The organism is Haloarcula salinisoli, from assembly GCF_019599405.1.
GTDB lineage: Archaea > Halobacteriota > Halobacteria > Halobacteriales > Haloarculaceae > Haloarcula > Haloarcula salinisoli.
Genome location: NZ_RKLQ01000002.1, coordinates 58870 through 83398 on the forward strand (window position 1 = coordinate 58870; position 24529 = coordinate 83398).

28 protein-coding genes, 1 tRNA gene and 1 pseudogene are annotated in these 24529 nt (G+C 66.5%); 21 read left to right on the forward strand and 9 right to left on the reverse strand.

What is annotated here, in order from left to right:
- The first annotated feature begins 62 nt into the window (after positions 1–62).
- Together EGD98_RS09365 and EGD98_RS09370 are read left to right on the forward strand one after the other, a co-directional pair.
- The gene (locus EGD98_RS09365) at positions 63–1190 is read left to right on the forward strand and encodes a 60S ribosomal export protein NMD3 (protein ID WP_220588117.1); all 1128 of its coding nucleotides are present in this window, start codon (positions 63–65) and stop codon (positions 1188–1190) included.
- A complete protein-coding gene (locus EGD98_RS09370; RefSeq protein ID WP_220588118.1) occupies positions 1183–2319 on the forward strand; it encodes a class I SAM-dependent methyltransferase in 1137 nt (378 codons plus the stop codon). The genes EGD98_RS09365 and EGD98_RS09370 overlap by 8 nt, the downstream gene beginning before the upstream one ends.
- Here the strand turns inward: EGD98_RS09370 and EGD98_RS09375 are convergent, their stop codons facing one another.
- A complete protein-coding gene (locus EGD98_RS09375) occupies positions 2320–3471 on the reverse strand; it encodes a tubulin/FtsZ family protein (RefSeq protein WP_220588119.1) in 1152 nt (383 codons plus the stop codon). It abuts the gene before it with no gap.
- 205 nt (positions 3472–3676) lie between these two features.
- Positions 3677–5401, reverse strand: a complete 1725-nt coding sequence (locus tag EGD98_RS09380) for a helicase C-terminal domain-containing protein (protein ID WP_220588120.1) — start codon at positions 5399–5401, stop codon at positions 3677–3679.
- 177 nt (positions 5402–5578) lie between these two features.
- On the opposite strand from EGD98_RS09380, the gene EGD98_RS09385 reads away from it, so the two are divergent.
- The 3 genes from EGD98_RS09385 to EGD98_RS09395 all read left to right on the forward strand — a co-directional run bounded on the left by EGD98_RS09385 (position 5579) and on the right by EGD98_RS09395 (position 6755).
- The gene (locus tag EGD98_RS09385; RefSeq protein ID WP_166967680.1) at positions 5579–5773 is read left to right on the forward strand and encodes a cold-shock protein; all 195 of its coding nucleotides are present in this window, start codon (positions 5579–5581) and stop codon (positions 5771–5773) included.
- A gap of 275 nt (positions 5774–6048) precedes the next feature.
- Positions 6049–6348 (forward strand): amphi-Trp domain-containing protein, encoded by a 300-nt coding sequence (locus tag EGD98_RS09390; protein ID WP_220588121.1) that lies wholly within the window; start codon positions 6049–6051, stop codon positions 6346–6348.
- Positions 6348–6755 (forward strand): hypothetical protein, encoded by a 408-nt coding sequence (locus EGD98_RS09395; RefSeq protein WP_220588122.1) that lies wholly within the window; start codon positions 6348–6350, stop codon positions 6753–6755. Before EGD98_RS09390 ends, EGD98_RS09395 begins: the two co-directional genes overlap by 1 nt.
- Position 6756: 1 nt before the next feature.
- Here EGD98_RS09395 and EGD98_RS09400 read toward each other — a convergent pair whose 3' ends face one another.
- Entirely contained in the window at positions 6757–6966 is a 210-nt protein-coding gene (locus tag EGD98_RS09400; RefSeq protein ID WP_220588123.1) for a DUF7561 family protein, read from the reverse strand.
- A 64-nt stretch (positions 6967–7030) separates the two neighbouring features.
- Here EGD98_RS09400 and EGD98_RS21275 point away from each other — a divergent pair.
- Both EGD98_RS21275 and EGD98_RS09410 read left to right on the forward strand, forming a co-directional pair.
- Positions 7031–7968: pseudogene (locus EGD98_RS21275) on the forward strand (YkgJ family cysteine cluster protein).
- Between the two features lie 76 nt (positions 7969–8044).
- Complete coding sequence (locus tag EGD98_RS09410) at positions 8045–8776, forward strand: DUF7530 family protein (RefSeq protein ID WP_220588124.1); 732 nt, start codon at positions 8045–8047, stop codon at positions 8774–8776.
- Here the strand turns inward: EGD98_RS09410 and EGD98_RS09415 are convergent.
- Positions 8763–8936: a DUF5786 family protein gene (locus EGD98_RS09415; protein ID WP_220588125.1), complete on the reverse strand. Its 174-nt coding sequence runs from the start codon at positions 8934–8936 to the stop codon at positions 8763–8765. The genes EGD98_RS09410 and EGD98_RS09415 overlap by 14 nt on opposite strands.
- A gap of 338 nt (positions 8937–9274) precedes the next feature.
- Between EGD98_RS09415 and EGD98_RS09420 the strand changes: the two genes are divergently transcribed.
- From EGD98_RS09420 to EGD98_RS09430, 3 genes are all read left to right on the forward strand, one after another.
- A complete protein-coding gene (locus EGD98_RS09420) occupies positions 9275–10249 on the forward strand; it encodes a DUF5784 family protein (RefSeq protein WP_220588126.1) in 975 nt (324 codons plus the stop codon).
- 121 nt (positions 10250–10370) lie between these two features.
- Positions 10371–11039: an AIM24 family protein gene (locus tag EGD98_RS09425; protein WP_220588127.1), complete on the forward strand. Its 669-nt coding sequence runs from the start codon at positions 10371–10373 to the stop codon at positions 11037–11039.
- A 42-nt stretch (positions 11040–11081) separates the two neighbouring features.
- Positions 11082–11525, forward strand: coding sequence for an acyl-CoA thioesterase (locus EGD98_RS09430; protein ID WP_220588128.1), 444 nt, complete (start codon positions 11082–11084; stop codon positions 11523–11525).
- Positions 11526–12010: 485 nt separating this feature from the next.
- On the opposite strand, the gene EGD98_RS09435 is transcribed toward EGD98_RS09430, so the two are convergent.
- Both EGD98_RS09435 and EGD98_RS09440 read right to left on the reverse strand, forming a co-directional pair.
- Positions 12011–12082: transfer RNA gene (locus EGD98_RS09435), tRNA-Thr, on the reverse strand.
- A 53-nt stretch (positions 12083–12135) separates the two neighbouring features.
- Complete coding sequence (locus EGD98_RS09440) at positions 12136–12774, reverse strand: DUF7114 family protein (protein WP_220588129.1); 639 nt, start codon at positions 12772–12774, stop codon at positions 12136–12138.
- A gap of 60 nt (positions 12775–12834) precedes the next feature.
- On the opposite strand from EGD98_RS09440, the gene EGD98_RS09445 reads away from it, so the two are divergent.
- From EGD98_RS09445 to EGD98_RS09455, 3 genes are all read left to right on the forward strand, one after another.
- Positions 12835–13512: an enoyl-CoA hydratase/isomerase family protein gene (locus EGD98_RS09445; protein WP_220588130.1), complete on the forward strand. Its 678-nt coding sequence runs from the start codon at positions 12835–12837 to the stop codon at positions 13510–13512.
- A gap of 43 nt (positions 13513–13555) precedes the next feature.
- A complete protein-coding gene (locus tag EGD98_RS09450) occupies positions 13556–14281 on the forward strand; it encodes a thioredoxin-like domain-containing protein (protein WP_220588131.1) in 726 nt (241 codons plus the stop codon).
- Between the two features lie 322 nt (positions 14282–14603).
- The gene (locus EGD98_RS09455; RefSeq protein ID WP_220588132.1) at positions 14604–16580 is read left to right on the forward strand and encodes a DUF460 domain-containing protein; all 1977 of its coding nucleotides are present in this window, start codon (positions 14604–14606) and stop codon (positions 16578–16580) included.
- A gap of 473 nt (positions 16581–17053) precedes the next feature.
- On the opposite strand, the gene EGD98_RS09460 is transcribed toward EGD98_RS09455, so the two are convergent.
- The gene (locus tag EGD98_RS09460) at positions 17054–18313 is read right to left on the reverse strand and encodes an outer membrane protein assembly factor BamB family protein (protein ID WP_220588133.1); all 1260 of its coding nucleotides are present in this window, start codon (positions 18311–18313) and stop codon (positions 17054–17056) included.
- Positions 18314–18558: 245 nt separating this feature from the next.
- Between EGD98_RS09460 and EGD98_RS09465 the strand changes: the two genes are divergently transcribed.
- Positions 18559–19575 (forward strand): AAA family ATPase, encoded by a 1017-nt coding sequence (locus EGD98_RS09465; RefSeq protein ID WP_220588134.1) that lies wholly within the window; start codon positions 18559–18561, stop codon positions 19573–19575.
- Between the two features lie 4 nt (positions 19576–19579).
- On the opposite strand, the gene EGD98_RS09470 is transcribed toward EGD98_RS09465, so the two are convergent.
- Together EGD98_RS09470 and EGD98_RS09475 are read right to left on the reverse strand one after the other, a co-directional pair.
- The gene (locus EGD98_RS09470; RefSeq protein WP_220588135.1) at positions 19580–19765 is read right to left on the reverse strand and encodes a hypothetical protein; all 186 of its coding nucleotides are present in this window, start codon (positions 19763–19765) and stop codon (positions 19580–19582) included.
- Positions 19766–19855: 90 nt separating this feature from the next.
- Positions 19856–20005, reverse strand: a complete 150-nt coding sequence (locus tag EGD98_RS09475; protein ID WP_220588136.1) for a hypothetical protein — start codon at positions 20003–20005, stop codon at positions 19856–19858.
- On the opposite strand from EGD98_RS09475, the gene EGD98_RS09480 reads away from it, so the two are divergent.
- From EGD98_RS09480 to EGD98_RS09510, 7 genes are all read left to right on the forward strand, one after another.
- A complete protein-coding gene (locus tag EGD98_RS09480; protein ID WP_220588137.1) occupies positions 20006–20347 on the forward strand; it encodes a hypothetical protein in 342 nt (113 codons plus the stop codon). It begins immediately after the preceding gene.
- Positions 20348–20453: 106 nt separating this feature from the next.
- The gene (locus tag EGD98_RS09485; protein ID WP_220588138.1) at positions 20454–20762 is read left to right on the forward strand and encodes a 30S ribosomal protein S24e; all 309 of its coding nucleotides are present in this window, start codon (positions 20454–20456) and stop codon (positions 20760–20762) included.
- Positions 20763–20894 carry a 30S ribosomal protein S27ae gene (locus EGD98_RS09490; protein WP_220588139.1) on the forward strand — a complete coding sequence of 44 codons (132 nt, stop codon included), beginning with the start codon at positions 20763–20765 and terminating at the stop codon, positions 20892–20894.
- A gap of 6 nt (positions 20895–20900) precedes the next feature.
- The gene (locus EGD98_RS09495) at positions 20901–22628 is read left to right on the forward strand and encodes a bifunctional N(6)-L-threonylcarbamoyladenine synthase/serine/threonine protein kinase (RefSeq protein ID WP_220588140.1); all 1728 of its coding nucleotides are present in this window, start codon (positions 20901–20903) and stop codon (positions 22626–22628) included.
- Between the two features lie 53 nt (positions 22629–22681).
- On the forward strand, positions 22682–23098 hold the full coding sequence (locus tag EGD98_RS09500) for an EamA family transporter (RefSeq protein WP_220588141.1): 417 nt from the start codon (positions 22682–22684) through the stop codon (positions 23096–23098).
- Between the two features lie 284 nt (positions 23099–23382).
- Positions 23383–23658, forward strand: a complete 276-nt coding sequence (locus EGD98_RS09505) for a DUF5808 domain-containing protein (protein ID WP_220588142.1) — start codon at positions 23383–23385, stop codon at positions 23656–23658.
- 66 nt (positions 23659–23724) lie between these two features.
- Positions 23725–24375 (forward strand): non-canonical purine NTP pyrophosphatase, encoded by a 651-nt coding sequence (locus EGD98_RS09510; RefSeq protein ID WP_220588143.1) that lies wholly within the window; start codon positions 23725–23727, stop codon positions 24373–24375.
- The last annotated feature ends 154 nt before the right edge of the window (positions 24376–24529 follow it).

Sequence of the window (24529 nt, forward strand, 5' to 3'; positions counted from 1 at the left end):
GCACAGATAACAGCAGCCGACAGAACGCAATACGTAACAGCCCGAATCCAGTACACAGGGTAATGAGCCGGTCTGGAGCCTTCTGTCCGAAGTGTGGCGACGAGTTCGAGCCACCGGAGGACCGCCCCGCGCTCCCGGGCCCGAAGCGGGACTCCGAGCGGGTCCTCTGTGACGCCTGCTACTTCGAGGAGTTCGACCTGGTGGACGCCCCCGAGACCATCGAGGTCCGGGTGTGTTCCCAGTGCGGGGCGGTCCACAAGGGGAACCGCTGGGTCGACGTTGGCGCGGACGACTACACCGACATCGCCGTCGAGCAGGTCAGCGAGGCCCTGGGCGTCCACGTCGACGCCGAGGCCGTCGACTGGCAGGTCGCGCCCGAACAACTCGACCGCAACAACATCCGGATGCACACGGAGTTCTCGGGCGTGGTTCGGGGGACGCCGGTCCACGAGCAGGTGAGTGTCCCGGTGCGCATCTCGCGCCAGACCTGCAAGCGCTGCGGGAAGATTGCGGGCGGCTCCTTCGCCAGCGTCGTCCAGGTGCGCGCCGACGGTCGGGACCCGACCGACGAGGAGGTCGAGCGGGCAAAGACCATCGCACAGGAGTACATCGCCGAACGCGAGGCGACGGGGGACCGCAACGCCTTCATCACCGAGACCAACGAGATCGACGACGGGCTGAACATGAAGATATCGACGAACCAGATGGGCCACGGTATCGCCAAGCGCATCACGGCCCAGCTGGGCGGGGGCTACTCCGATTCGAAACGACTCATCACCGAAGACGAGGACGGGCAGAAGCTCTACCGGATGACCTACGCGGTGCGACTGCCCCGCTACCGCCAGGGCGAGATAATCGACCCCGAGGACGGCGACGGGCCGGTCCTCGTGACCTCGGTTCAGGGGAACCTGAAAGGGGTCCAGCTGGCGACCGGTGAGAAATACGAGGCCCAGTTCGAGGAGGGCGAAGCGCCCGACGCCCGCCGGCTGGGCTTTCGCGAGGACGGCCAGCCGACGACGCTCGTGGCGGTCGAGGACGAGAACGCCGTCCAGGTGTTAGACCCCGAGACCTTCGAGAGCGTGACCGTCCCGCGGCCGGCGTATCTGGACACCGACGCCGACGAGGTGCCAGTGTTCAAGAGCCACGCGGGGCTGCACGTCCTGCCGGCGGCCGAGAGCGACGATGAGTGAGGACGGCGACGGGTCGGCGGACGCCGACTCGGAGGCCGAGGCCGACCTCGATACCCGCCACCTGGCCGTCGTCGTCGCGAAACCCCGCGCGGAGTCGGTCATCGACGCACTCGAAACGGAGGGCGTCTACGACGACGGCCGGAGCGTCCAGTCGTGGGACGACGACGGCGTCGCCCTCCCGGTGACCGCGCCGCCCGAGACCGTCGAGGTTCGGGACATCGTCCAGCAGGTCGGCGAACGCCGGCTCCGGAGTCTCGACGACCACCTCCGCCAGCGCGGGTGGACCGACGAGGAACTCGACGCCGCGCCCTCGTCGTGGGCCGTCGTCGGCAGCGTCGTCCTGGTAGCGATGGGCGAGGCCCCCCGGCCCACCGAGGTCGGCGAGGCGCTGCTCGCGCTCCACGGCGAGGCCGACACCGTCCTGGCCCGCAACGGTATCAGCGGCGCCCACCGGGAACCCGACGTGACCGTCGTCGCGGGCGAGGGCGACACGGAGACCGTCCACACCGAACACGGCACCGAGTACGCGCTGGACCTCGCCGAGGTGATGTTCTCGCCGGGGAACAAGGCCGAGCGGGCGCGGATGGGGGAGGTTGTCCGCGAGGGCGACGGAGCGGTAGCGACAGAGCCCTCGGAACGAGCGAGCGGTGCAACCGCGAGCCAGCCCGGAGAGCGCGTACTGGACATGTTCGCCGGCATCGGTTACTTCACGCTGCCGATGGCACGGGCCGGCGCCGAAGTCACCGCCGTCGAACACAATCCGACGGCGTTTCGCTATCTCGTCGAGAACACGATGCGAAACGGCGTCGACGGGCTGGTCCACCCGTATCGGGCGGACTGTCGCGAGGTCGTTGCGGCGGGCCTCGACGGCGGCCCCGTCGACCGGGTGGTGATGGGCTACTACGAGTCCTGGGAGTATCTCGACCACGCGCTGGCCGCGCTCACGCCGGGCGGCACCCTCCATATGCACGAGACCACGCCCGAGCATCTCGTCTTCGACCGGCCGATAGAGCGGCTGGAGGCCGCCGCGGCCGAGGCCGACCGCTCGGTCGAGATACTGGATACGCGCCGCGTCAAGAGCCACAGCGAAGGGGTGGTCCACGTGGTCGTGGACGCGAGAATCGACTGACTAGAACAGCGGTTTCAGTTCACCGTCGCCGCTCCACAGCAGGTCCGAGAGCCGGTCGTCGGCCGTCTCACTGACCTCGCGCATCGAGCGCTGGGTCTCGATGGCGATAGCCTGCAGTTCCTTGACCCGCGGAATATCACTCACCCCGGAGAGCAACACCGCCGCCGACACCTCGTCGGCGTCGGGTACTGGGAAGTCCCCGCCGCGGACTTCCCTCGTCCCGGTGGCCTCCTCCAGCCAGCTGCGGGCCTTCTCGACGCCGCTGCGTGAGAGCATCTCGGGCGGGCCGGCGACGACGACCAGCGCGCGCTCGGCGCTGGTTATCTCACAGGGCAACGTGAGCCGGCCGAGCGTGGCCTGGCGCACGAGTGCGAGAATTCTGGGCGTGGCGTCGCTGACGTCGGGGCGGCCCTTGCCGCCGAAGAGACCCCGCTTGCGCTCGATGGGCGAGCTGGCGTACCCAAAGGTCGAGACGCCGCCGCTGCCGAGCGTGTTGATTATCTCGCTGGCGTCGACGACCTGCTCGGGGACGGCCGAGCCGTCCGTCTCGCCGGCGGCAAAGAGGACGCCAAAGCGCCGGGCCAGTTCCTCGTTGGCCCTCGCGAAGCCGCCCGCGAGGCTGTCGGTCCCACTGGCCATCGTGTCGTTGTCGTAAACGACGAGGTTGTCGACCTCGCGGACGAACGTCTGGAACGAGCGGGCGGCGTTCAGGGTGTAGATACCCCCCTCGTCTTTCCCCGGGAGCAGCCCCAGCCCGTACACCGGCTCCTCGTACCGGCGGCGCAGTTCCTTCGCGAGGTACGGCGCGACGCCCGAGCCCGTGCCACCGCCCAGCCCGGCGACGAGCAGGAACGCGTCTATCTCGTGACTGGGCATCCCCGCGACGGCGTCCATGACGACTTCGCTGTCGGCCGCAGCGATGTCGGCCCCGAGTTCGTTGTCGGCGCCGACGCCGTGGCCCTTGACGCGGTCGGTCCCGATGAGCAGCCGCTTCGAGACCGGAATCCGGTCGAGTCCGAGCAGGTCGGCCTTGGCGGTGTTGACAGCGAGCGCGTCGACGACGATGTCGCTGTCCGTCCGGTCGGCGTACTCCAGGAACGCTTCGGTCACCTTGCCGCCCGCCTGTCCAACCCCGATAAGTGCGAGACGCATATGGAGACTGTGTGGGAGTGTCGGCTTAACAGTATGGAGGGCATCTGGAACCGACGAACAGGGGTCGACGACACGTGTCGGCCTGTCGTAACGCCTAATTGGGAGTCGGCAAAAGGAGCGGTATGGACAGACAGCAGATTATCGCTATCATCCTCGTCTTCCTGATGGTCGGCTCTTCGTTCGTCTACGGCGCGGCCTTCCTCATCTAGTCCCACACGTCGGAGAGGGGGTGGCTGTCGCCGGACCGGGACCCCGAGCGGCTGTGCCGGCGTTTCGCACTCGCCGAGATGCCCGCGAGCGCCCGGTCCGGTGCGAACGCTGGCAGGTCGGGCTCGGAGAGGCGGTCGACCTGCTCGGCGAACCAGTCGGGCATATCGGTGCGGGCGCGCTCGAAGAGGTCGACCAGCGACGCGTCGGCCAGATAGGTCGCGCCGTGGTCGTCGGGTGCACGCACCACGCGCCCGCAGGCCTGGATGACGGTCCGCAACGCCGTCCGGTAGTACCAGCCCCACTGGCCGTCCTCCAGACGCTGGGCCACCCGTGAGTCGCGGGTGTTGGGGTAGGGAGCCTTGCAGAGCACCTGCCACCGGCACAGATCACCCTCCAAATCGAGGGCCTCCTCCATCTTCACCGAGAGAAAGCAGTCGGGATTGTCGCTGCGCTTCCAGGCCGACAGCGCCCCGTCGCGGTCCTCGGAGTCGTGGCTCCGCACGCGGGGCCCGACACCGAACTCCGTGAGCAGTTCGTCCAGTTGCTCCTGAATCGCATACGAGTGACAGTGGACCAGCCCCTTCTCGTCGGGGTGGCGGGCCATCGCCCGGACGATAGCGCGCGCAACTTTTGGAAGCGTCTCGTCGCGGTGCTCGTAGGTCATCTTCCCCTGGGTGATGTCGTACAGCGGGCGGTTCTGGACGGGGAAGGTGTGGCCCACCTCGACGAGGGCCACGTCGGCGGGGTCGAGGCCGACGTTCCGACAGAAGGCGTCCTTGTTCAGGATGGTGGCCGAGAGGAGGGCAAAGCGGTTCCCGCGGTCCCAGACGGTGTGTTTGAGGTACTTCTCGGGGTTCATCGGCTTGACCGTCACGGGCGCGCCCTCGCCGCCGTTCTGGTCGACGACCCACGTGGTCGCGCTCTCGGGGTCCCGGTAGTCCTCCTGGAACCACGAGAGGTCGCTGCGGAGCTTGTTCAGCGAGTCCCGCTCGGCCACCTCGTCGGGCGAGAGCTCGGCGTTGCCCCGCAGCTCCTTGACGCGGCGTTCAGTGACGTGCTCGATACGTTCGGCGAAGTTGACGGCCTGGTCGAGCCCGTCGAGGTCGGGCACGTCCAGTTCGCCCCAGAACGGAATCGTCGACGGCGACAGCTCGATGGTGGCGTACATCTCGGCCCACTCACCCAGCCCGTGGGCCTCGTCGACGACGACCACGTCCCGCTTGCCGAAGACGTCGCTGCCGGCGGTCTGCATGAAATAGGCCAGCGTCATCGCGGCGATTCGCCGATTGGAGGCGATAGCGCGGTCGGAGAAGTACGGACACCGATGCTTGACCTGGCAGTCGAACTCGCGTTCACGGACACAGGGGGCCTGGTCGACCGGCGTGTCCGTCTCGCCCGGCAGGATACAGTCGTAGTTGTTCTTCCCGCGGATGACACAGAGGTCTTCTAGCAAAGCGTCTTCGGCCACGTCGTCGAGCTGTGAGACCTGCGGGGTCGTGTAGTAGGCGTCGACGACCTGTTCCGGTGCGGCCTCGCCGGCGGTGCGGGCCGTGCCCGCGATGGCTCTGGCAAGCAGGGACTTGCCGCTCCCCGTGGGGGCGCGGACGAGAACGACGTCCTTGCCGCTCTCGAATGCCGTGCGGATATCGGAGAGAGCCTGCTTCTGGTTGCCCCGATAGCTCGGGGCCGGGAACTCGTCGTGAATCCGCGCCGGGTACACGAGCGAACCGAACGGTCGGGTCGGGGTAAACCTTTCCTGTCGGTCGATGGAGGTGGAGCGAACGCCCGCAGTCGGCGCAGAGACCAGCCGACGCGTGGGGCGTGTTCACACCCACTCGGTCGTGGTAGTGGTACCCTCGGAACTCTTATACATATACCCCCTGTACGTTTGTTTGTAATGGCAAACGGTAAGGTTGATTTCTTCAACGACACAGGCGGCTACGGTTTCATTTCGACTGAGGACGCGGACGAGGACGTTTTCTTCCACATGGAGGACGTTGGCGGTCCGGACCTCGAAGAAGGCGAGGAGATCGAATTCGACATCGAGCAGGCCGACAAGGGCCCCCGCGCGACGAACGTCGTCCGCAACTAATTGGATTTCCGGTCGCCTCGGCGACCACATCTGATACTTTGTTTTATCGACGCTCACCGCCGAGCGGTGGCGCTGACCTGATACGACCAGTTAAAACACTGGGTTAGACTGCCGGGCCAGCAACTGCCCAGCCCGTTATACGGACATCGACCGCGAACCCGGAACTGCCGGCACAGTCCCCGCGACCGGCCCTCCGCCCCCTGGCGGCGGTCCCCGACCGCCGCACTCTGTTCGAACACAGTTTAATTAGTTGACAGCTCTTAGCCACTTGTACGATGGCAGACACGACCAACCACGAGACGCAGTTGACCAGAGCGGAGACCGCACAGTTCCTGCGTTCCATCGCAGACGAGCTAGACGCCGACAAGGACCGCATCCGTGTCGCTATCGGGAACAAGCGCGTCCAGCTCTCGCCGCCCGAGCGCATCGCCACGGAGGCGACGGTGACCGAGCGCTCCCGCCGCCTCCGGAAGGACGTCGAGGAGCTGGAACTGCGGTTCAAGTGGACCCCGACGAAGGCGACGGCGGAGGCGGCGGCGGATGGGGGGACGCCGGACGACGCCCGGTCAGAGTGATGGCCGAAACAGCGCCAGCGCCGGTTCTGCAGGGAGCGGTCGCGACAGAGTCTATCGTCAGCGGCGTCCTCGTCTTTCTGGTGAGCTTTCTGGTCGGAACGGTGGCGATAACCGTCGGTGCCCAGGTACTCGTCGACCGGGACACGGGGTACCGCCGGGCGGCCGTCACCGCCCTGTTCGGCGCGTTCGTCTACGCGCTGGTGGGCGTCTTCTTCGGCTGGATTCCGCTGCTTGGCCCGATTCTAATGTTGCTGGCCTGGGTCGGTGTCATCAACTGGCAGTACCCCGGCGGCTGGGGGACGGCGCTGGGCATCGCCTTCGTCGCCTGGCTCGTCGCCGTTCTCATCCTCTACGGGCTCTCCCTGCTGGGTATCGCGACCGATGCCTTCGGGATTCCTGGGGTGTAATTCAATCGTCCAGCGCCGCGACGTCCGCTTCCGTCACCTCGCGGTCGTCGGGTAATCGGTCGATGCAGTCGTAACAGAGCAGGTGTTCGGTGTCGTCACCGAGTTCCAGAATAATCCCCTCAGTCGGACGGCTCTCCTGTGTCCAGATGTTGGCGATGCCCCCGCCGATGGACACCGAGTCGCCACAGCCGTCACAGGAGTCCGAGGCCATACCCCGAGTAGCGGCCTCGCGCCTAAGGCCCTTCCTTTCGATGTCGGCCCACTTACACGAACCTATGGACGTCGACTGCGAGGGGTGTGCGGGCTGCTGTATCGACTGGCGGCCCCTCACCGACCGCGATATCGACCACGAGCGGACCGGCCCGTTCGACCCGCTGGACGACGCGTACAACCTCGTCCCGCTCACACGAAGTGAGATTCGAGAGTTCATCGAGACAGGGTACGGCGACGCCTTGCGCCCGCGGCTCTGGCGAGCCGCCGACGACCGGAGCGTCACGCTCGACGGCGTCGACGTGGCGGCCATCGACGGGCGGCCGGTCTTCTTCGTCGGCCTGCGGAAACCGCCCAAACCCGTCGCCCCGTTCGCCCGGCCGACGACGTGGCTCCGTAGCTGTGTCTTCCTGGACCCGGACACGCTGCAGTTACTGGTGGCTGTACGTTCGTAACGATATTCGCCACCCCGGGTGGCGAATTACGTCAGTTTGTTACAGCCACCAGTAAGTGTCGCATCCACGGCGACGACCTGTATCCAGACGCCTGCAGCACCTACCCCGGCGAGAACCTGCTGCTTTCGACCGAGACCGAGTGCGAACGCGTCGAGACGGTCCACGGCGGCCGGCGGCTGCTCGACGACGAGCCGCCCGACGTTGCCCCCATGTTCGGCCCCGGCGCGGTCGGCGAGCGCGTCTTCGCCCACCCCGACCCCGACCGGGTGGCCGGGCGCATCGAGCGCTTTCGCGACGGGGAACTGACCCGCGAGGACCGCGCGGAGTTCGTCGCTGTCGCCGCCGCTTCGAGTCCCGGAACGCTCGCGGTCAACGACGACCGCTACGAGCAGGTGCTCGAACAAGTGCTGCGGGCCGACTCGTGGGCCGGTCGCGCTATCGACCGGTGGGCCAGGGCGGCCGACGCGGTGGGGGAGCGGGCCGCCGACGCTCCCGAGCCCGGTGACGTGGAGGACGGCGACGGCGCGCCTCCGACGCCGGGGTGGTGAACCGGTCGACAGGGCATTTTAACAGCCTGCGGCCCTCCCTGTGGGGTATGCACGCACAGCCGGGCGGGGGCAAGTGGTGAGCAACGAGGCCCCCCGCCCCGACTACGGCGAAACGTGGGTGTACGAGAGCATCGTCGGAGCCTTACCTGGTATCCGGCTGCCGACGTGGGCCGCCCTGGCCATCCAGCTCGTCGTCTTCGAGGTCGCCGTCGTCGGCCTCTCGTGGTACTACGACACCTGGAACGTCGCCATCGCGGCGACGGCGGTCATCTTCGTCGCCACCGTCGGCAGCATCGAGATGCTCCGCATCAGCACGCTCGTCCGCCGTATCGACGTCCCACCGACCTACCGGGCGCTCCTCTTCTCCTCGAACATGGAGGTCGTCCTCTCGGTGCTCGCCTACATCGCCCTGCTGACCCATATCTTCGTCTTCGACCCGCAGACGGCGAGTTCGCCGCTGCTGAACACGCTCTTTGGTCCGGAGCCGCCGGTGCTGGTCGTCTATCTCATGTTGCTCATCCTCTGGGACATCTGCTACCGCATCGGCACCGGCTGGTGGGCCTCGGTCACCGGCCTCTGGCGGTCGCTGCGCTTCCAGTTCGAGCCCGACACCGCCCGGGTGTTCCAGCGTGCCGACATCGAGACGTGGGGCTTTGGCGTCCTCCAGCTCGTGCTCGTCCCGTTCGTCCTGAACCAGCGGGTGCTGCTCGCGGCGCTGCTCGCTCACGTGACCGCCGTCACAGTCGTCACTGGCGTCTCCGTGGCGCTGTTGCAGGTCAGGTCCAGAAACGGCTTTACTCGGAGTTGATCTGTTTGAACTGGTCCAGCAGCTCCTCGGTGGACTCGCCGCCGTCGTAGCTCACCTTGCCGTGGTAGGCTGTCCTGTCGTCGTCCTCCGAGAGGTCAACCTCGTTGTTCTTGCGCTCACGGCGTTCGTGTTCGTCGTCGTCGTATGCTCCCATCGACATAAGTTACCACACCTAACGTAGTGTGGTAGCAATTATCAATCTAACGCCGAACCTTTTTCACCCGGGGCCTCGCGCTCGCCAGCGGCGAGCCCTCGACCCCGGGCCAAAAACGTTCGTCAAAAAGGCCGGAATCTCACTGCGTTCGATTCCGGTGTCCTGCGGGAGCACCGCGACCGCAGGGCTCGAAAGACGAGTGAAACGAGTCTTTCGGTGAACCGCGCTCGCTCCGCTCGCGCGGATATCGCCAGCCACGGACTGTTCGGTCGTCATCACGGGGTCTGCCGTATGCTACCGCCCCCAACGGAACGCACAAGACCACTGACTGTTTATAACGCACCGTGGCTGGCCCGATTCGATTTCGACATTCGACGGAACGCTGGAACGAGGACCGTGTCCGGCGTGATTTACTCTCACCGCTTGACGATACGTTCGGCGCGGAACTGAACGGCCCGTGGTTCGCCCCACCGGAGGGGTGGGCGGCCCGCCGGCTGGAGATGGACAACGGCGACCTGGCGCTCTTTATCTGGAACGGACAGGAGGCCTACTGGCTCGGCAACACGAAGACGCCCGAGACCCTCTGGCGGACGGACAAGCAGCGCTTCGAGCGCAGTCCAGAGCCCATCGCCGAGTGGGCTCAGCGGGAACTGCTCGCCCAGCTGGAAGTCGAGGACCCGTGGCTCACCGAGTACGAGACGCTCGCGTACTTTTTCCTCCCCGTCTTTCTCTCGAAGGACGGCCGCGACTCCACGCGAACCTTCTTCCGTGACCACGCCGGCGGCTTCCCCGACGCCGACCGAGAGGCGGGGTTGCAGTTCTACGACGACTTCCTGGCGACGGGCGTCCTCGACGACTACCGCTACACGATGGCAAGCAAACTCGGCACGAGCCAGGGCTTCGACCTCGCGCGGATGCAGGCGACGATGGGGGAGTTCAATACCGCGAAGCTGCTCGTCGACGCGGGCAACGACATCGTCCCCGAAGTGGAGCTGGCGTCGGGCCACTCCGTGGACTTCCGGGTCGAAGACACCCTCGTCGAGGTGACCCGCCCCCGGCCGCCCAACCGGCGGAAAGTCGACACCGCCATCGGGGCGCTGAAAGCCTCCGGTGACGCCAAGACACGCGACCAGCTGGCGGCCCACCCCGGGGCCGTGCTAGTCGTGGACTGCAGCTCCTTCCACGACGACGAGTGGGCACGAGTCCTCGCCGAGAAACCGAGCGTCGGCTACGAGCCCCTCGTCGCCTTCCGCTACCGTCCCGACGGCCGCCTCGAAGGGTACGCACGGGGCTCTGTCCCCTTCCCGCTCCCGTTCTGACGGCGCCGGCCCACCGTTTGTTCCGGCATTTCGGCGGTAAATATACTCGGTAACAAGGCAAACGTTTCATACTCCCCTGACGAACGCGGCGATAGCGGCCGACCACTCGGCCGGGATACATATGGACGTAGACCAATTCATCAGCGATAACAGGCCCGACGAGGGTGGCGACACCTTCCAGCTAGAGAACAGCAAGCTCCTCGATATCGCCGTCGACGGCTCGGTCACGGCGAAGGCCGGCTCGATGGTCGCCTACGAGGGCGACCTCACCTTCACCGGGAGCTCGAACGCCGAGGGCGGCCTCACGGGGTTCATCAAGTCGAAGGCGACCAGCGAGGGGACACCCGTCATGGAAGTGGAGGGGACCGGCCACCTCTACGTCGCCGACCAGGCCAAGGATATCCAGGTGCTGGACCTCGACGCCGGTGAGTCCATCTCGATAAACGGCAACGACGTCCTGGCCTTCGAGTCGAGTGTCGACTACAGCATCTCGACCATCGGCAGCCTCTCGGGGAGCTCCGCGGGCGGCCTGACGAACGTCTTCCTCGAAGGGCCGGGGAGCATCGCCATCACCACCCACGGCAGCCCGCTCGTGCTCACGCCGCCGGTCAAGACCGACCCGCAGGCGACGGTGGCCTGGAGCGCCAACAACTCCCCCTCCAGCAGCGTCAACCGCAGTCTCACGGACATGATCGGCCAGTCCTCCGGCGAGCAGTACCAGCTGGAGTTTACGAATCCCGACGGGTTCGTCGTCGTCCAGCCCTTCGAGGAAGCCAACCCCCAGCAGTAGCGACACAGCCCGCTTTTATTTCCGGCCCGTCTACGCCGTCCCATGCCTCACGTCGCCGAAACGCACATCGTCAACCGCGAGCGCGTCCAGCCGACCCACGCCAACAACTACGACAGCGCCCACGGTGGTATCGTGATGAAGTGGATGGACGAAATCGGCGCGATGTCGGCCATGCGAGCCGCCCAGCAGTCCTGTGTCACCGCCCAGATGTCACGGGTCGACTTCGAGCGGCCCATCCCCATCGGTGACAACGCCCTCGTCGAGTCCTACGCCTACGCAACCGGACGAACGAGCGTACGGGTGCGGATAGACGTCAGCGCCGAGAACCCCCACACCGGCGAGACCGAGTCGACCACCTCCGCCTACGCCACCTTCGTCGCCGTCGAGGACGGCAAGCCGACGCCGGTCCCCGACCTCGAAGTCAAAGGCGAGCGCTGCAAGGAACTCCAGGAGAAGGCGCTGGCCGAGGAACCAAATAGGGAGTGAGCGACCACGCTACGGTCGCGAACGCCGAAAGACGCTGCGCGTCTCTCGTAATCGAGGGGCGGGTAGCGAGGTTCCAGCGAGACGGCTACACGCCCAGTTGTGTCGCCACGTCGGTCGCCGCGTGGACCCGTGAGACCTCCTCGAACGTGACAAACGAGACTCGGTCGCGGATGGGTTCAAATCCGGACTGTTCCAGTCGCTTCTCGAACTGGGCTTCTCGACGTCCGGTGCCCGCTGGTACAGTGTCTTCAGCGTCGCGTACCCCCCGTTGTCCCGCATCACTGTCGCGACCGCCTCGTACTGGTACGTCCTGTCACACAGTGGCGAAGCCGCGATCATAAATCCGTTCCCCAGAAGATGGCCGGAATTTGAACTACGCGAAGACGGTCCTGCTCGTCTCGCTACGCTCGACTGCGCGGGCTGCGTCTTCTCTCGATTCAAATTCCGCATACAGCTTTCGCTCCTCACGTCCGTTCGTCGCAGAAAGCCTAGGCCGGAATTTGAATCCGGGGTCTCGTCCTTACCAAGGACGCGCTTTACCGCTAAGCTACCCAGGCGCACTTCTCTCTATCCGGCAATTGTCTTTAGGCGTTTCGATTCGTGCCCGCAATCAGTGGTCGGCGGCGGCTTCGGTCCCCTGATTTGCCCCGGTGTGGCTGGCCAGTTCCTCGGCCACCCCTCCGCTCAGCACGGTCTCGGCGTCGGGCAGCCCGTCGGCAGCCAGGTCGGCGCCGACCGCGCGCAGTTCCGTCGTCGGCTCGTGGCCGCTGGCAGTGACGCCGGCGACGACGGCGAGGTCGCAGATGTCGACCTCCAGATTGCCGTCGAGGCTGTCGTCGCCCGTCGTCCGCAGTTCGGTCTGGTCCTTCCCGAACTCCCGGACCACGTCGACGGCGGCCGCGGCGGCGTCGGTCCGGGCCAGCAGGTAGAACCCGCGGGAGACGAGGATGTCGGCGATGAGAATGTCCAGGTCGGCGTCGTCGCGGTCGCCGGTGGTCCAGGGGTCGTCGTGGGCGAGCCGTCGGGTCAACACGAGGCCCTCGTAGATGAGCTGGACACCGGCGGCGCGGTCCGCGTCGCTGTCGGCGACCGGGATACCGCGAGCGGCCGCCTCGGCGACGAGTGTCAGCACGCCCGGGGCGAGCGAGGCGTCGTCGAGCCGGGCGGTGATACGGTCACGGAGTCGCTCGGGTTCGACGTCGTCGACACCCGCCAGCGCGGCACGGCGGACCGCCGCCACTTCCTCCATTGCCGAAGCGTAGCGGTGGCAAGGGCAAAGACCTTTGGAAACACCACCGCCAGCAGTGACATGATACGGACGACCGTCGAGGGCGACGTCTGCGTACTGACGCTCGCACGACCGGCACAGCGCAACGCGCTCGACAGTGGGGCCCTTCGCGACATGGAACGGGCCGTCGCGGACGCGACCGAGCCAGTCATCTATCTCCACGGTGAGGGGACGGCGTTCTGTGCCGGCGCGGACTTAGCGGAGGTGCGGACGCTCGATGGGGACGCGGCGGCCGACTTCGCCGCGCTGGGCCAGCGGGTCGGGAACGCACTGGAAGGGTACGACGGCGCAGTCGTGGCCGGTATCGACGGCGCGGCCAGAGGCGGCGGCGTCGAGCTGGCGCTTGCCTGCGATATCAGAGTCGCCACGCCCGCGGCGACGTTCGCCGAGACGGGCGTGACACTCGGGCTCTTTGGCGCGTGGGGCGGGACGACGCGCCTGCCCCGCGTCGTCGGCGAGGGCGAGGCGCTCGACCTCGCGCTGTCGGGCCGAACCGTCGACGCCGAGGCGGCCCTGCGGATGGGGCTGGTCTCGCGTCTCACCGACGACCCCCGCGCCGTGGCCGACGAACTGGCCGCGGTCGATGGCAGGGCGCTCCGGACGCTGAAGGAGCGACTGCGGGACGACGCCGACCAGGCGACCGGGGACGAGCGTGAGCGCGCGGCGTTCGCCGAGCTCGTCGACGCCGGGGCGTTCTAGGTAGCAGTACGTTCAAAACCCCCCGCTGCATACGGTAGTGCCAATGGTGGACTGCGATTACTGTGAGGCGTCGTTCGACGGCGAGGATGCGTACCTGGACCATCTCGCCGACGACCACGACGGTGAACTCGGCGCCATCGACCAGCGGCGCGTCGACAGCCGAAAGAGCGACGACGAGTCGGGTATCTCGCTGATGGCGCTGGCGGTCGGCATCGGCGTCGCCATCGCCATCGGCGCGACGCTCTACCTGTCGTTCTTCTCGGGCGGCGGCGGCAGCGATGGCGTCTCGCCCGACGGCATCGAAAGCGAGTCACTGAAAGACTCGGGTGACAGCGAGACACTCTCCGCGGTCGAGCAGTTCCCCAACGAGGGGACCCAACACGTCAGCGAGAGCCAGAACATCGACTACGAGCAGTCACCGCCGCTGTCGGGCCCCCACTACGACAGACCCACCGAGGGCGGGTTCTACGAGGAGTCCCAGCCGGCGGGTAACATCGTTCACTCGCTGGAACACGGTGCAGTCGTCATCTACTACGACGACGGCGCGCTGAACGAGTCCAGCCGGACCAGCCTCCAGGAGTTCGCACAGACCCACACCGGCACCTGGCGCAGCGTCATCGTCCTCCCGAACCCCAACGAGAGCGCCGAATCCGACTTCGTCCTGACGGCGTGGCGCAACCGGATGTACATGGACAGCTACGACGCACAGACCGTCTACGAGTTCCTCTCGGAGTTCCTCGGCCGCGGCCCCGAGAACCCGGTTCGCTAGGCTGGTTTCGTTTTACAGTTGAGGTTTGAATCGAGGTTATTACTGGACCAGATACTGTTGTGAACAGCCAGAAAGCCCCGGCCAGCCGGGTGGGTGGGACTGAAAGGGGCCGACCGTTCGGCGAAGGCGGCTGACGCAAGCACCTGCTGGAGCGCAGCGAAGCCCCCGAGCCGAACGGTCGGGGGCTTTCTGGCTGTCCGCGGTGCTGTCGATGGCCAATCGTACCGTGGTCTTCTCGCTCTCAGCACCGGCTACCGCTACACCAACCACAACCCCTAGCTGCGGAACGACATTTATTATCACGCACCCCCTAGGCGCCCCCGTGAACCGTACGGCAGCGCTCGACGCCGTCATCTTCGGGGTAGATATCCAGAGCGGTGACGTCCGCGGCGACGCACCCTCCTACGCGCTCGTGGTGTTCGACGGCGACGAGCTCCAGCGGGACGTCGTCTCACGGCGGAAACTCAGGCGGCAAATCGAGAGCGAGGAGCCCGCCATCGTGGCGACGGACAACATGTACGAACTGGCCGCCGACAAGGACCAGCTGGTCCACTTCCTCGGGTCGCTGCCCGACGAGACGAAACTGGTGCAGGTGACCGGCGACGAGCGACCGGAGCCGCTCTCGCGGGTGGCAAAGCGCCACGGCGTCCCCTACGGCAAGAAGCCGATGAAGGAAGCGGAAGCGGCGGCCAGGCTCGCCGCCGCCAACGTCGGCCAGGAGGTCTCTGCCTTCACCGACACGACGGAAGTGAAGGTCGCCCGCGGCCGCTCGACCGGAAAAGGGGGGTGGTCGGAGGACCGCTACACGCGGCGTATCCACGGCGCGGTCAAGAGCCAGGCCCGCGAGGTCGAGTCCGAACTCGACGCGGCCGGCCTGGCGTACGAGCGGGACGTGACCGAGAAGTACGGCGGCTTCTCGAACGCCGTCTTCCGGGTCGAGGGGCGGCCCCAGGACATCCCCGTCTCCACGCATCGGTCGGGTGACACCCGCGTCGAAATCGAGCGGGTCCGCCGGGACGGCATCGAGTTCCGCCCGCTGGCGAAACGGCGGGACCACGTCGTCGTCGGCGTCGACCCAGGCACCACGACGGCGGTCGCCATCGTCGGCCTCGACGGCGAGGTGCTCGACGTCTACTCCTCGCGGACGAGCGACCAGGCCGACGTCATCGAGTGGATAATCGAGCGCGGTCGCCCGGTCGTCGTCGCCGCCGACGTCCAGCCGATGCCCGAGACCGTCGAGAAGTGCCGCCGGTCGTTCGACGCGGCGGGCTGGGCGCCCGAACGCGATTTACCAGTCGACGAGAAGAAACACCGGACCCGAGCGGAGAGCTACGACAACGACCACGAGCGGGACGCGATGGCCGCCGCCCTCTATGCCTTCGACGGCCACGAGAGCCAGTTCGAGCGGGTCGCCCAGAAGGTGCCCGCGCGCCACGAGGTCGGCCCCGTCGTGGCCCGCGTCGTCGCCGGTGAGGAGTCAGTCGAGTCAGTGCTGCGGGACATCGAGGGCGAGGACGAGCCGGAGGAAGAAGGGGCCAGCCACCAGCCACGGGAACTCACCGCCGACGAGAAGGAGATAAAACGGCTCCAGGCCCGCATCGACCGCCTGGAAGACCACGTCGAGGAGCTCAAGGGGACCATCCAGCAGAAAGACGAGCAACTCGACGAGAAGGACAAACAGCTGGAGAAAGCGAGACAGGAGGGTCGCCGGGAGGTCCGCAAGGACCGCGAGGTCACCAGACTGGAGCGGCGCAACGAGGCGCTGGAACGGAAAGTCGAGGATGAGAAAGCAAAGCGCGAGGCCCTGAACGAGAAACTGGAGCGGCTCAAAGAGCTCTGGAAGCTCGACCACTCGAACTTCGCCGACGTCTCCGAACACGAGGAGGGGCTCGTCCCGGTGAAAGTCGTCGAGCAGTTCACCCGCGATGCCATCGACGAGGCCGACGAGCAGTTCGGGCTCGCGGCGGGCGACATCGTCATGTTCCGGGACGCCTCCGGCGCGGGCCGGTCGACGGCCGAGCGGCTGGCCGACGTCGACCCGCGGCTGGTGCTTCGCAACGAGAATCTCTCGGAGGCCGCCGACGAGGTGCTGTTCGACCACGAGATTCCCGTCGCCCCCGTCGAGATGGTCCCCGTCCAGGAGGTCGACGAACTCGCCATCGCCCGCGAGGAGGCCGTCGAAGAGGCCATCGACGACTGGCACGAGCGGGCAGAGGAGCGGCGGCAGGAACAGAACGCCGAGATGGTCGACCAGATTATCAGCGAGCATCGGGCCGATAGGCCGGTCAGTGGGGAGTAGCGGGGTTCCGAGCAAAGCGAGGAACCCCGACGGAACCGGGAGCGTAGCGACCCGTGGAGTAGCGAGATACCGAACGGAGTGAGGTATCTCCGAACAAGCGAGCAACCGAGGCGAGACAACGTTACCACCGCGATAGCGAGCGCCGTAGCCGTGACCGCTGTTGGCCGCGTCGGACTGGAACATCGACCAGCCGCTCCCGTCGATTGTTCGTTGCCCGTTATCAGGCGATGGGCTTGTCATCGTGCCCGCCCCACAGTCGCCATCCGGCGTGTCGGTGCTAGCGACGTTGATACAGCCCGCGTGGCCTCATGCGGATTGGTGTCGCTGTGTCCCAACCCTGGGCCCGATATACTGAGAAGAAACGACACCAATCCGTATCAGTGACTCCAGCGAGTATATATCCTCCCACCGAGCGCAAGCCCCCTCGATGACACGTCTACAGCGGACAGGGAGTCACAGTCCGGTAGCCGCGGCTACGACAGCGCGGTCAGCACGTAGACGCTGTTTTCTCCGCTTCTGTCGTGGCCACCAACGTAAACGGTGCCGTCGGCTACCGTCACCGGCGCGGACACGTTGACCTCAGTCTCGTGGGCCCACAGTTCGGTGCCGTCGGCCGCGTCCAGTGCGTAGAGGTGGTCGTCGATGCTCCCGGCGTAGACAGTGCCATCGGCCACCGCCGGTGAAGCATACACGTTCCGATCATTTTCGAAGCGCCACTGTTCGGTGCCATCAGTGGCGTCCACTGCGTAGAGGTAGTCGTCGTAGCCCCCAGCGTAGACAGTGCCATCGGCCACCACGACCGACGTTTCCCTATACCAGTCTGTCTCGAAAGTCCACTGCTCGCTGCCGTCCGTAGCGTTCAACGCGTAGACAGTGGCGGCTTGGGTCCCAACGTAGACAGTGCCATCGGCTACTGCCGGTGACGGTACCCACCCGTCTGTCTCGGTGCTCCACTGTTCACTGCCATCCGTAGCGTCCACTGCGTAGACGTGGTTATCGAGACTTCCGAAATACACCGTTCCATCGACTATCGCTGGCGACGAGTTCACCCCAGCATCCGTCTCGAGGGTCCACTCTTCGGTGCCATCAGTGGCGTCCAGCGCGTAGAGGGTGTCGTTACTCCCGACGTAGACGACCTCATCACGCACTACGGGTGACGAACCGGTCTGACTGTCCAGCTCGAAGGCCCACTGTTCGGTGCCGTCGACTGCATCCAGCGCAACGACGCTGCTGGTGGGCTCGCTAGTGACGTAGCTGTTCAGGCCAGTGGCGTAAACGGTGTCATCGACAACCGCTGGCGACGACGTCGCGCCCGAAGCCACTTCGGATGACCACTGTTCGGTGCCGTCGGCCGCGTCCAGCGCGTAGAGTTTTTCACTCGCGATATAGACGGTGCCATCGGCAACCGCGGGTACCGGCCCCACCGTCGCGTCAGTCCGGAACGTCCACTGTTCGGTAACGGGGGTAGTCGGACCAGTCGGCGGTGTGACGCTATCGGTAGCGACACTGTAACCGCTGTTAGCCGCGTCGAACTGGAACATCGGCCAGCCTATATCGTCGCTCGCACGTGTCTCAGTGTCGTCATCAGACGACGGCTCCTGGCCGGGAGTCGTCTCCTCCGTGGCCTCGTCAGACGACGCGTCTGAGCTACTATCGCCGGGACACCCCGCCAGCCCGGCAACGCCCACTGCACCAACGGTGGCGAGATACGTCCGACGGGTCTCCTGGCTCATATCCAGTTTTCATAACAGTACAGCGGGTAAGTATTTTCATTTGAGTAAGGGATGAAAAATATCACCTCGGTTGCCCGCCACAGGGTCGACAGTTGTCGGTCGATACCGGCGTCTGGATGAGCGACCGCGTTCCCAGTTCCGTTCCTCTCCGGCGAGCGGACACCGCCCACCGGTTCGCTTCGAGACACTGTGGCCTCGCCAACCGCGGAATACTTCATGCCCCCTCACCTACGCTCGCTCGACAGATGGACGCGCCGCTGTGGACCGAGACGCACGCGCCGGCACTCGAAGACATCCCACAGCCGGAGGCTCGCGAGCACCTCCAGGGAGCACTCCAGGAGCCGATGAACCTGCTGGTCCACGGGCCGAAAGGGTCGGGCAAAACCGCCGCGGTGCGGGCCTACGCCCGCGAGGCCCACGAGAACCCCGACGCCGACTTCACCGAGCTCAACGTCGCCGACGTGTTCGACATGACCAAAAAGGAGGTTGCGAACGACCCCCGTTTTTCCTCGTTCATCGACAGCAAGCGCCGGCGGGACTCCTCGAAGGCCGACCTCATCAACCACGTGCTGAAAGAGTCGGCCAGCTACACGCCGATGTCGGGGACGTACAAGACCATCCTGCTGGACAACGCCGAGGGGATGCGCGAGGACTTCCAGCAGGCCCTGCGCCGGGTGATGGAGCAGTACTACGAGGCGACGCAGTTCGTCATCGCCACGCGCCAGCCCTCCGCACTGATTCCCCCGATTCGCTCGCGCTGTTTCCCGGTCGTGATGCGCGCGCCGACCCACGCCGAGACCGTCGGCGTGCTGGGGGATATCGTCACCGCGGAGGGCGTCGACCACGACGACGACGGGCTGGAGTACGTCGCCGGCTACGCCGAAGGGGACCTCCGGACGGCGGTGCTTGCCGCCCAGACCACCTACGAGGAGACCGGCGAGGTGACGATGGAGACGGCCTACGAGACGCTTACCGGACTGGAAGCGGACGACGCCGTCGAGTCGATGGTCGAGGCCGCCGAGGAGGGACGGTTCACCGACGCCCGCTCGACGCTTTCCGACCTGCTCGTCGACGAGGGGTACGGTGCCGAGGACGTCATCGAAGAACTGCTCGACGTGGCCCGTTCGCGCTACTCCGGAGAGCGGCTGGCGACGGTCCACGAACTGGCCGGTGAAACCGACATGGCACTGACCGAAGCGGCCAACGAGCGGATTCACCTGTCGCGACTGCTTGCGGATATCGGGCAGCTCTCGGCGCAGTAACCGGTCAGTCGAAGACCGTCAGCCGGTCTCGTGCGGCTTCGATGAGGACGAAGCCGACAAAATAGACGGAGCCCACGGTGAACGCGAGCCGCCAGTCGACACTCCGGGCCGGGAACTCCACGCCCAGGAGCAGGCCGGAGGCGGCCGAAAAGAGGAGCCATATCCCGATGGTTCTGGCGGTGAGGGCCATCGTGGTCGGTCGTTGTGCCCGACCGGAAAAATTCGTTTCGTCCAGCAGCTCGGCGGTGGGTCAGTAGCTGAGTGAGTGGAGCGAGCGCCCCTACCCCAGCGAGGCGTTCGCCGCCCGTACGTCGCGGATATCCTGATACAGGTCGGCGACGACGTGGACCCACAGCGTCACGGCCGCCAGGAGCGAAAGCGTCGGTGCGACCACCCAGAGCACGGCGACCAGCGGGCCGCCGATGAGCATATGGCTGAGCAGGCGGTCGAGCTTGCCGAGTTCGTACTCGTGGAAGATAGACGCCTGGTCGGTAACGACCGCACGCGGGTTCCGCAGGCAGTAGCGAATCGCCCGCGGGTCGCCGGTGTTGTACCAGGCGACCAGAAAGTGGTCGAAGTCGATGCCGACCCCGACGACTGCGGCGAAGACGACCCAGCCAAGCCCGGTCAGCAGGTCCAGCCCGGCGTAGAGGCCGGCGGCCAGGCCGACGGCGACCGAGAGCAGGAAGTGGTCTCGCGAGTAGATAGGAATCCCTCGACAGTGGGTTCACAGAGGCGACACTTATCGGGTCCGTTCGGCTACCGGCAGTGACCCGTGTCGGCGCTGGCCGAGCGTGGTAGCACGGAGCGTGTGAGAGCTGAGTAGTGGCTTCGAAATCCTTTTAGGCGCTACGACGGGAATCTATGGACAACGAACCATGGAAATCGACATCATCGAGGAAGACGAGAATCCCATGTTGCACCGAACGGACGTCCGCTTCGAGGTCGTCCACGAGGAGGCCACGCCCTCCCGACTCTCCGTGCGTGACTCCCTCGCAGCCACGCTGAACAAGGACGCCGAAGAGGTCGTCATCCACAAGCTCGACACGAAGTTCGGGATGCGAAAGACCATCGGCTACGCGAAGGTCTACGAGAGCCCCGAGTACGCACGCGACGTCGAGCAGGACCACATGCTCGAGCGCAACAAGATCGTCGCCGACGGCGAAGAAGAGGCGGAGGAAGCATAGATGCCTCGCTCCGACTACTACGAGGACGGCGAGCTGACGAAGGAGATGTGCCCGCGCTGCGGTGACACGGTGCTTGCCGACCACGACGACCGAAAGCACTGCGGGAAGTGCGGCTACACCGAGTGGAAGTAAGGCGCGATGCGGATTCTCGGTATCGAGGGGACTGCCTGGGCAGCCAGTGCTGCGATCTTCGAGAGCGACAGTATAGAGCTCTCGAAGGCTCGTCAGAACGCAGCTTCTGACGGTGTGTACGAGTGTGCGGAGCTGGACGACCCCAGCGACGACCACGTCTTCATCGAGACCGACGCGTACCAGCCCGATAGCGGCGGCATCCACCCGCGCGAGGCCGCCGAACACATGAGCGAGGCGATTCCCGAGGTGGTCGAGACGGCTATCGACCACGCCCAGGAGCGGGCGGTTGCTGATTCTGCCCCGCCGATTGATGCGGTCGCCTTCTCGCGTGGCCCCGGTCTGGGCCCCTGTCTGCGCATCGTCGCCACCGCGGCACGCGCCGTCGCCCAGCGCTTCGACGTGCCGCTGGTGGGCGTGAACCACATGGTCGCCCACCTGGAGGTGGGCCGGCACCGATCGGGCTTTGACTCGCCGGTCTGCCTGAACGCCTCCGGCGCGAACGCTCACGTCCTGGGGTATCGCAACGGCCGCTACCGGGTGCTGGGCGAGACGATGGACACCGGCGCGGGCAACGCCATCGACAAGTTCACCCGCCACGTCGGCTGGCAACACCCCGGCGGGCCGAAGGTCGAACAGCACGCGCTCGACGGCGAGTACCACCCGCTGCCCTACGTCGTCAAGGGGATGGACTTCTCCTTCTCGGGCGTGATGAGCGCCGCGAAGCAGGCGGTAGACGACGATATTCCAGTGAACGACGTCTGCCGGGGCCTCGAAGAGACTATCTTCGGGATGCTCACCGAGGTCTCCGAGCGCGCGCTCTCCCTTACCGGCGCAGACGAGCTGGTGCTGGGTGGGGGCGTCGGCCAGAACCAGCGCCTCCAGGGGATGCTCAAGGAGATGTGCGAGCAACGCGGCGCAGAGTTTTACGCCCCGGAGAACCGCTTCCTGCGGGACAACGCCGGGATGATAGCGATGCTGGGCGCGAAGATGTACGCCGCCGGCGACACGCTCGAAATTGCCGAGTCCGCTATCGACTCGAACTTCCGGCCGGACGAGGTCCCGGTCACGTGGCGCGGGCGGGACCCAGTGGGTCCCGCCGGCGGAGCGAGCGGGCGACGCCCGCGAGCAGACGACGCGGAGACCGAACTCCAGGGCGCGGAGGCGACGGTCACCATCGAGGCCGACCGCGTCGTCAAGGAGCGCAACCCCCGGAGCTACCGGCACCCCGCGCTCGACGAGCGGCTGCGGACCGAACGCACCCGCCAGGAAGTGCGGCTGACGAGCGAGGCCCGCCACAACGGCGTTCCGACGCCGCTGGTGCTTGACGTCGACCCCGACGAGGCCCGCATCGTCTTCCAGCGCGTCGGGGCGGCCGACCTTCGGGAGTCGCTGTCGGCCGACACCGTCGGGGCCGTCGGCGAGCATCTCGCCCGCATCCACGACGCCGGCTTCGTCCACGGGGACCCGACGACGAGAAACGTCAGAGTCGGGGGCAACGAGACGGCTGACGGTCGTTCGGTGTTCCTCATCGACTTCGGCCTGGGCTACGCCACTGGCGAGCCCGAAGACCACGCGATGGATCTCCACGTGCTGGCCCAGTCACTGGCCGGGACCGCCGACGACCCCGAGGCGCTGTTTGAGGCGGCCCGCGACGCCTACCGCGACGAGAGTGACCACGCGGACGCCGTCTTCGCCAGCCTGACCGACATCGAAGGCCGTGGCCGGTACCAGTAGGGCGGCGGGACGAGCCAGAACCCACTCCTTGCTGGCCGTCGTAGCGACGGCAGATGCGCTATCTCGTCTGGGCTATCATCGCACTGCTTGGCTACACGGCGGTTCCGCCGCTGGTGAAACTCGCGACCGCGGACATCCCGAGCGACGTGGTCGTGCTCATCTCCAACGGCATCCTCGTCGTCGCCGCCGTCGGCATCATCCTCACCGCGGACGTCTCGGTGACACCGTATCTGACCCACGAACGGTCAATCTACGCCTACGGTGCGGGCGTCGCACTGACGGTGGGCATCATCTCGTACTACCGGGCGCTCGCGGCCGGCCCGGTCAGCGTCGTCGTCCCCATCTTCGGGATGTTCATCGCCACCAGCTCCATCCTCGGTATCGCCTTTCTGGACGAACCGCTCACGGCCCGGAAAGTCGCCGGTATCGGGCTGGCCGTCGCCGCTATCTACCTGACCTCGGTGGAGTAAGCGGTCGGGGTGGCCGGGCGCGAGTGGCGTGGCCTCGCCACGCCCGAGCGCCGACGGGGAAGGGCAGGGCGGCAGACAGAGCGAGAAAAGCTAAACCGGCCGGTGGCATCCGGCGAGCGAAGCGAGCCGGTTCCCCGGAATCGCGGCCTGCCGCGATTCCGGCCTTTTTCATCGACGTTTTTCGAGGAGCCCTCCCACAGCGCGCTCGGAGAGCGCGCGAGGAAGGGCGACGATGAAAAAGGTCGGGGGGAAGGAATTTAGTCCACCCGGGTGTACGGCCCCATATGGTAGACAAACCCCAGTCAGGGGAACTGTTCGGCGTCCCGTACAACTTCGAGCGGCCCAGCCTGAAGCGGCTCGTCTCCTCGTACTGGCAGCCCGGCGACGGGATGCTGGTCGAGAAGCCCTTCGGTATCGGCTACACGCTGAACCTGGCGAACTGGCGCGCGTGGATCGTGCTGGCGGTCGCCGGCGCGATGCTGTATCAGGAACGCCGGGGCGACGGCGAGGAGTTCGAGGGCGAGGAAGCCGACGAGCCAGTCGAAGTCGTCGTCGACTGATACTGCCGGCACAGCCGGGAGCCCGTTTTCGACGCCTCTTTTGCGGGCGACCGCCCTGGTAGCGGTATGCTCAATTTCGTGACGACCAACCCCGGGAAGGTCCGGGAGGCGACGGCGTACCTGGACGACGAGGTGGTCCAGTTCGACTTCGACTACCCCGAGGTCCAGGCCGACGAGCTCGGGGCGGTGGCGGCCCACGGTGCTCGCGAGGCCTACCGGGCGGCCGACGGGCCAGTCATCGTCGACGACGCCGGCCTCTTTATCGACGCCTTCGACGGATTCCCGGGACCGTACTCCTCCTATGTCGAGGACAGGGTCGGCATCGAGCGGGTCTGGCGCATGACCGAGCCCGAGGACGACCACAGTGCGGCCTTTAAGACTGTCATCGCCTACTGCGACGGGGACGATTTCGCCGCGACCCCGGACCCAGTGGACCGCGACGAGCGCCGGGGCCAGGACCTCGCCGCTGACGACCGCGGCGGGGCGACGACGGACGAACAGGTCGAGGGCGGGGAGGACGCGCTGCCGGTCAAGCTGTTCGAGGGGCGGGTCCCGGGCGAGATCGTCGCCCCGCGCGGCGAGGGCGGCTTCGGCTTCGACCCTATCTTCGAGCACGACGGGACCACGTTCGCGGAGATGAGCACCGACGAGAAAAACGCCGTCTCCCACCGCGGGCGGGCGCTGGCCAAGTTCGCGGAGTGGTACGCCGAGCGATGAGCGAGACGTACCCCGAACCGCGACCACGCGGTGAGTGGGAGGCCGGACGATGAGCGAGGCATACGTCGACAGACACACCGGCGTCTGTCGGACGTTGCGACGCCGGAGCGACGTGGCGCTGTTGCAACCCAGTCGGCGCGTCCGGCGTGACGGG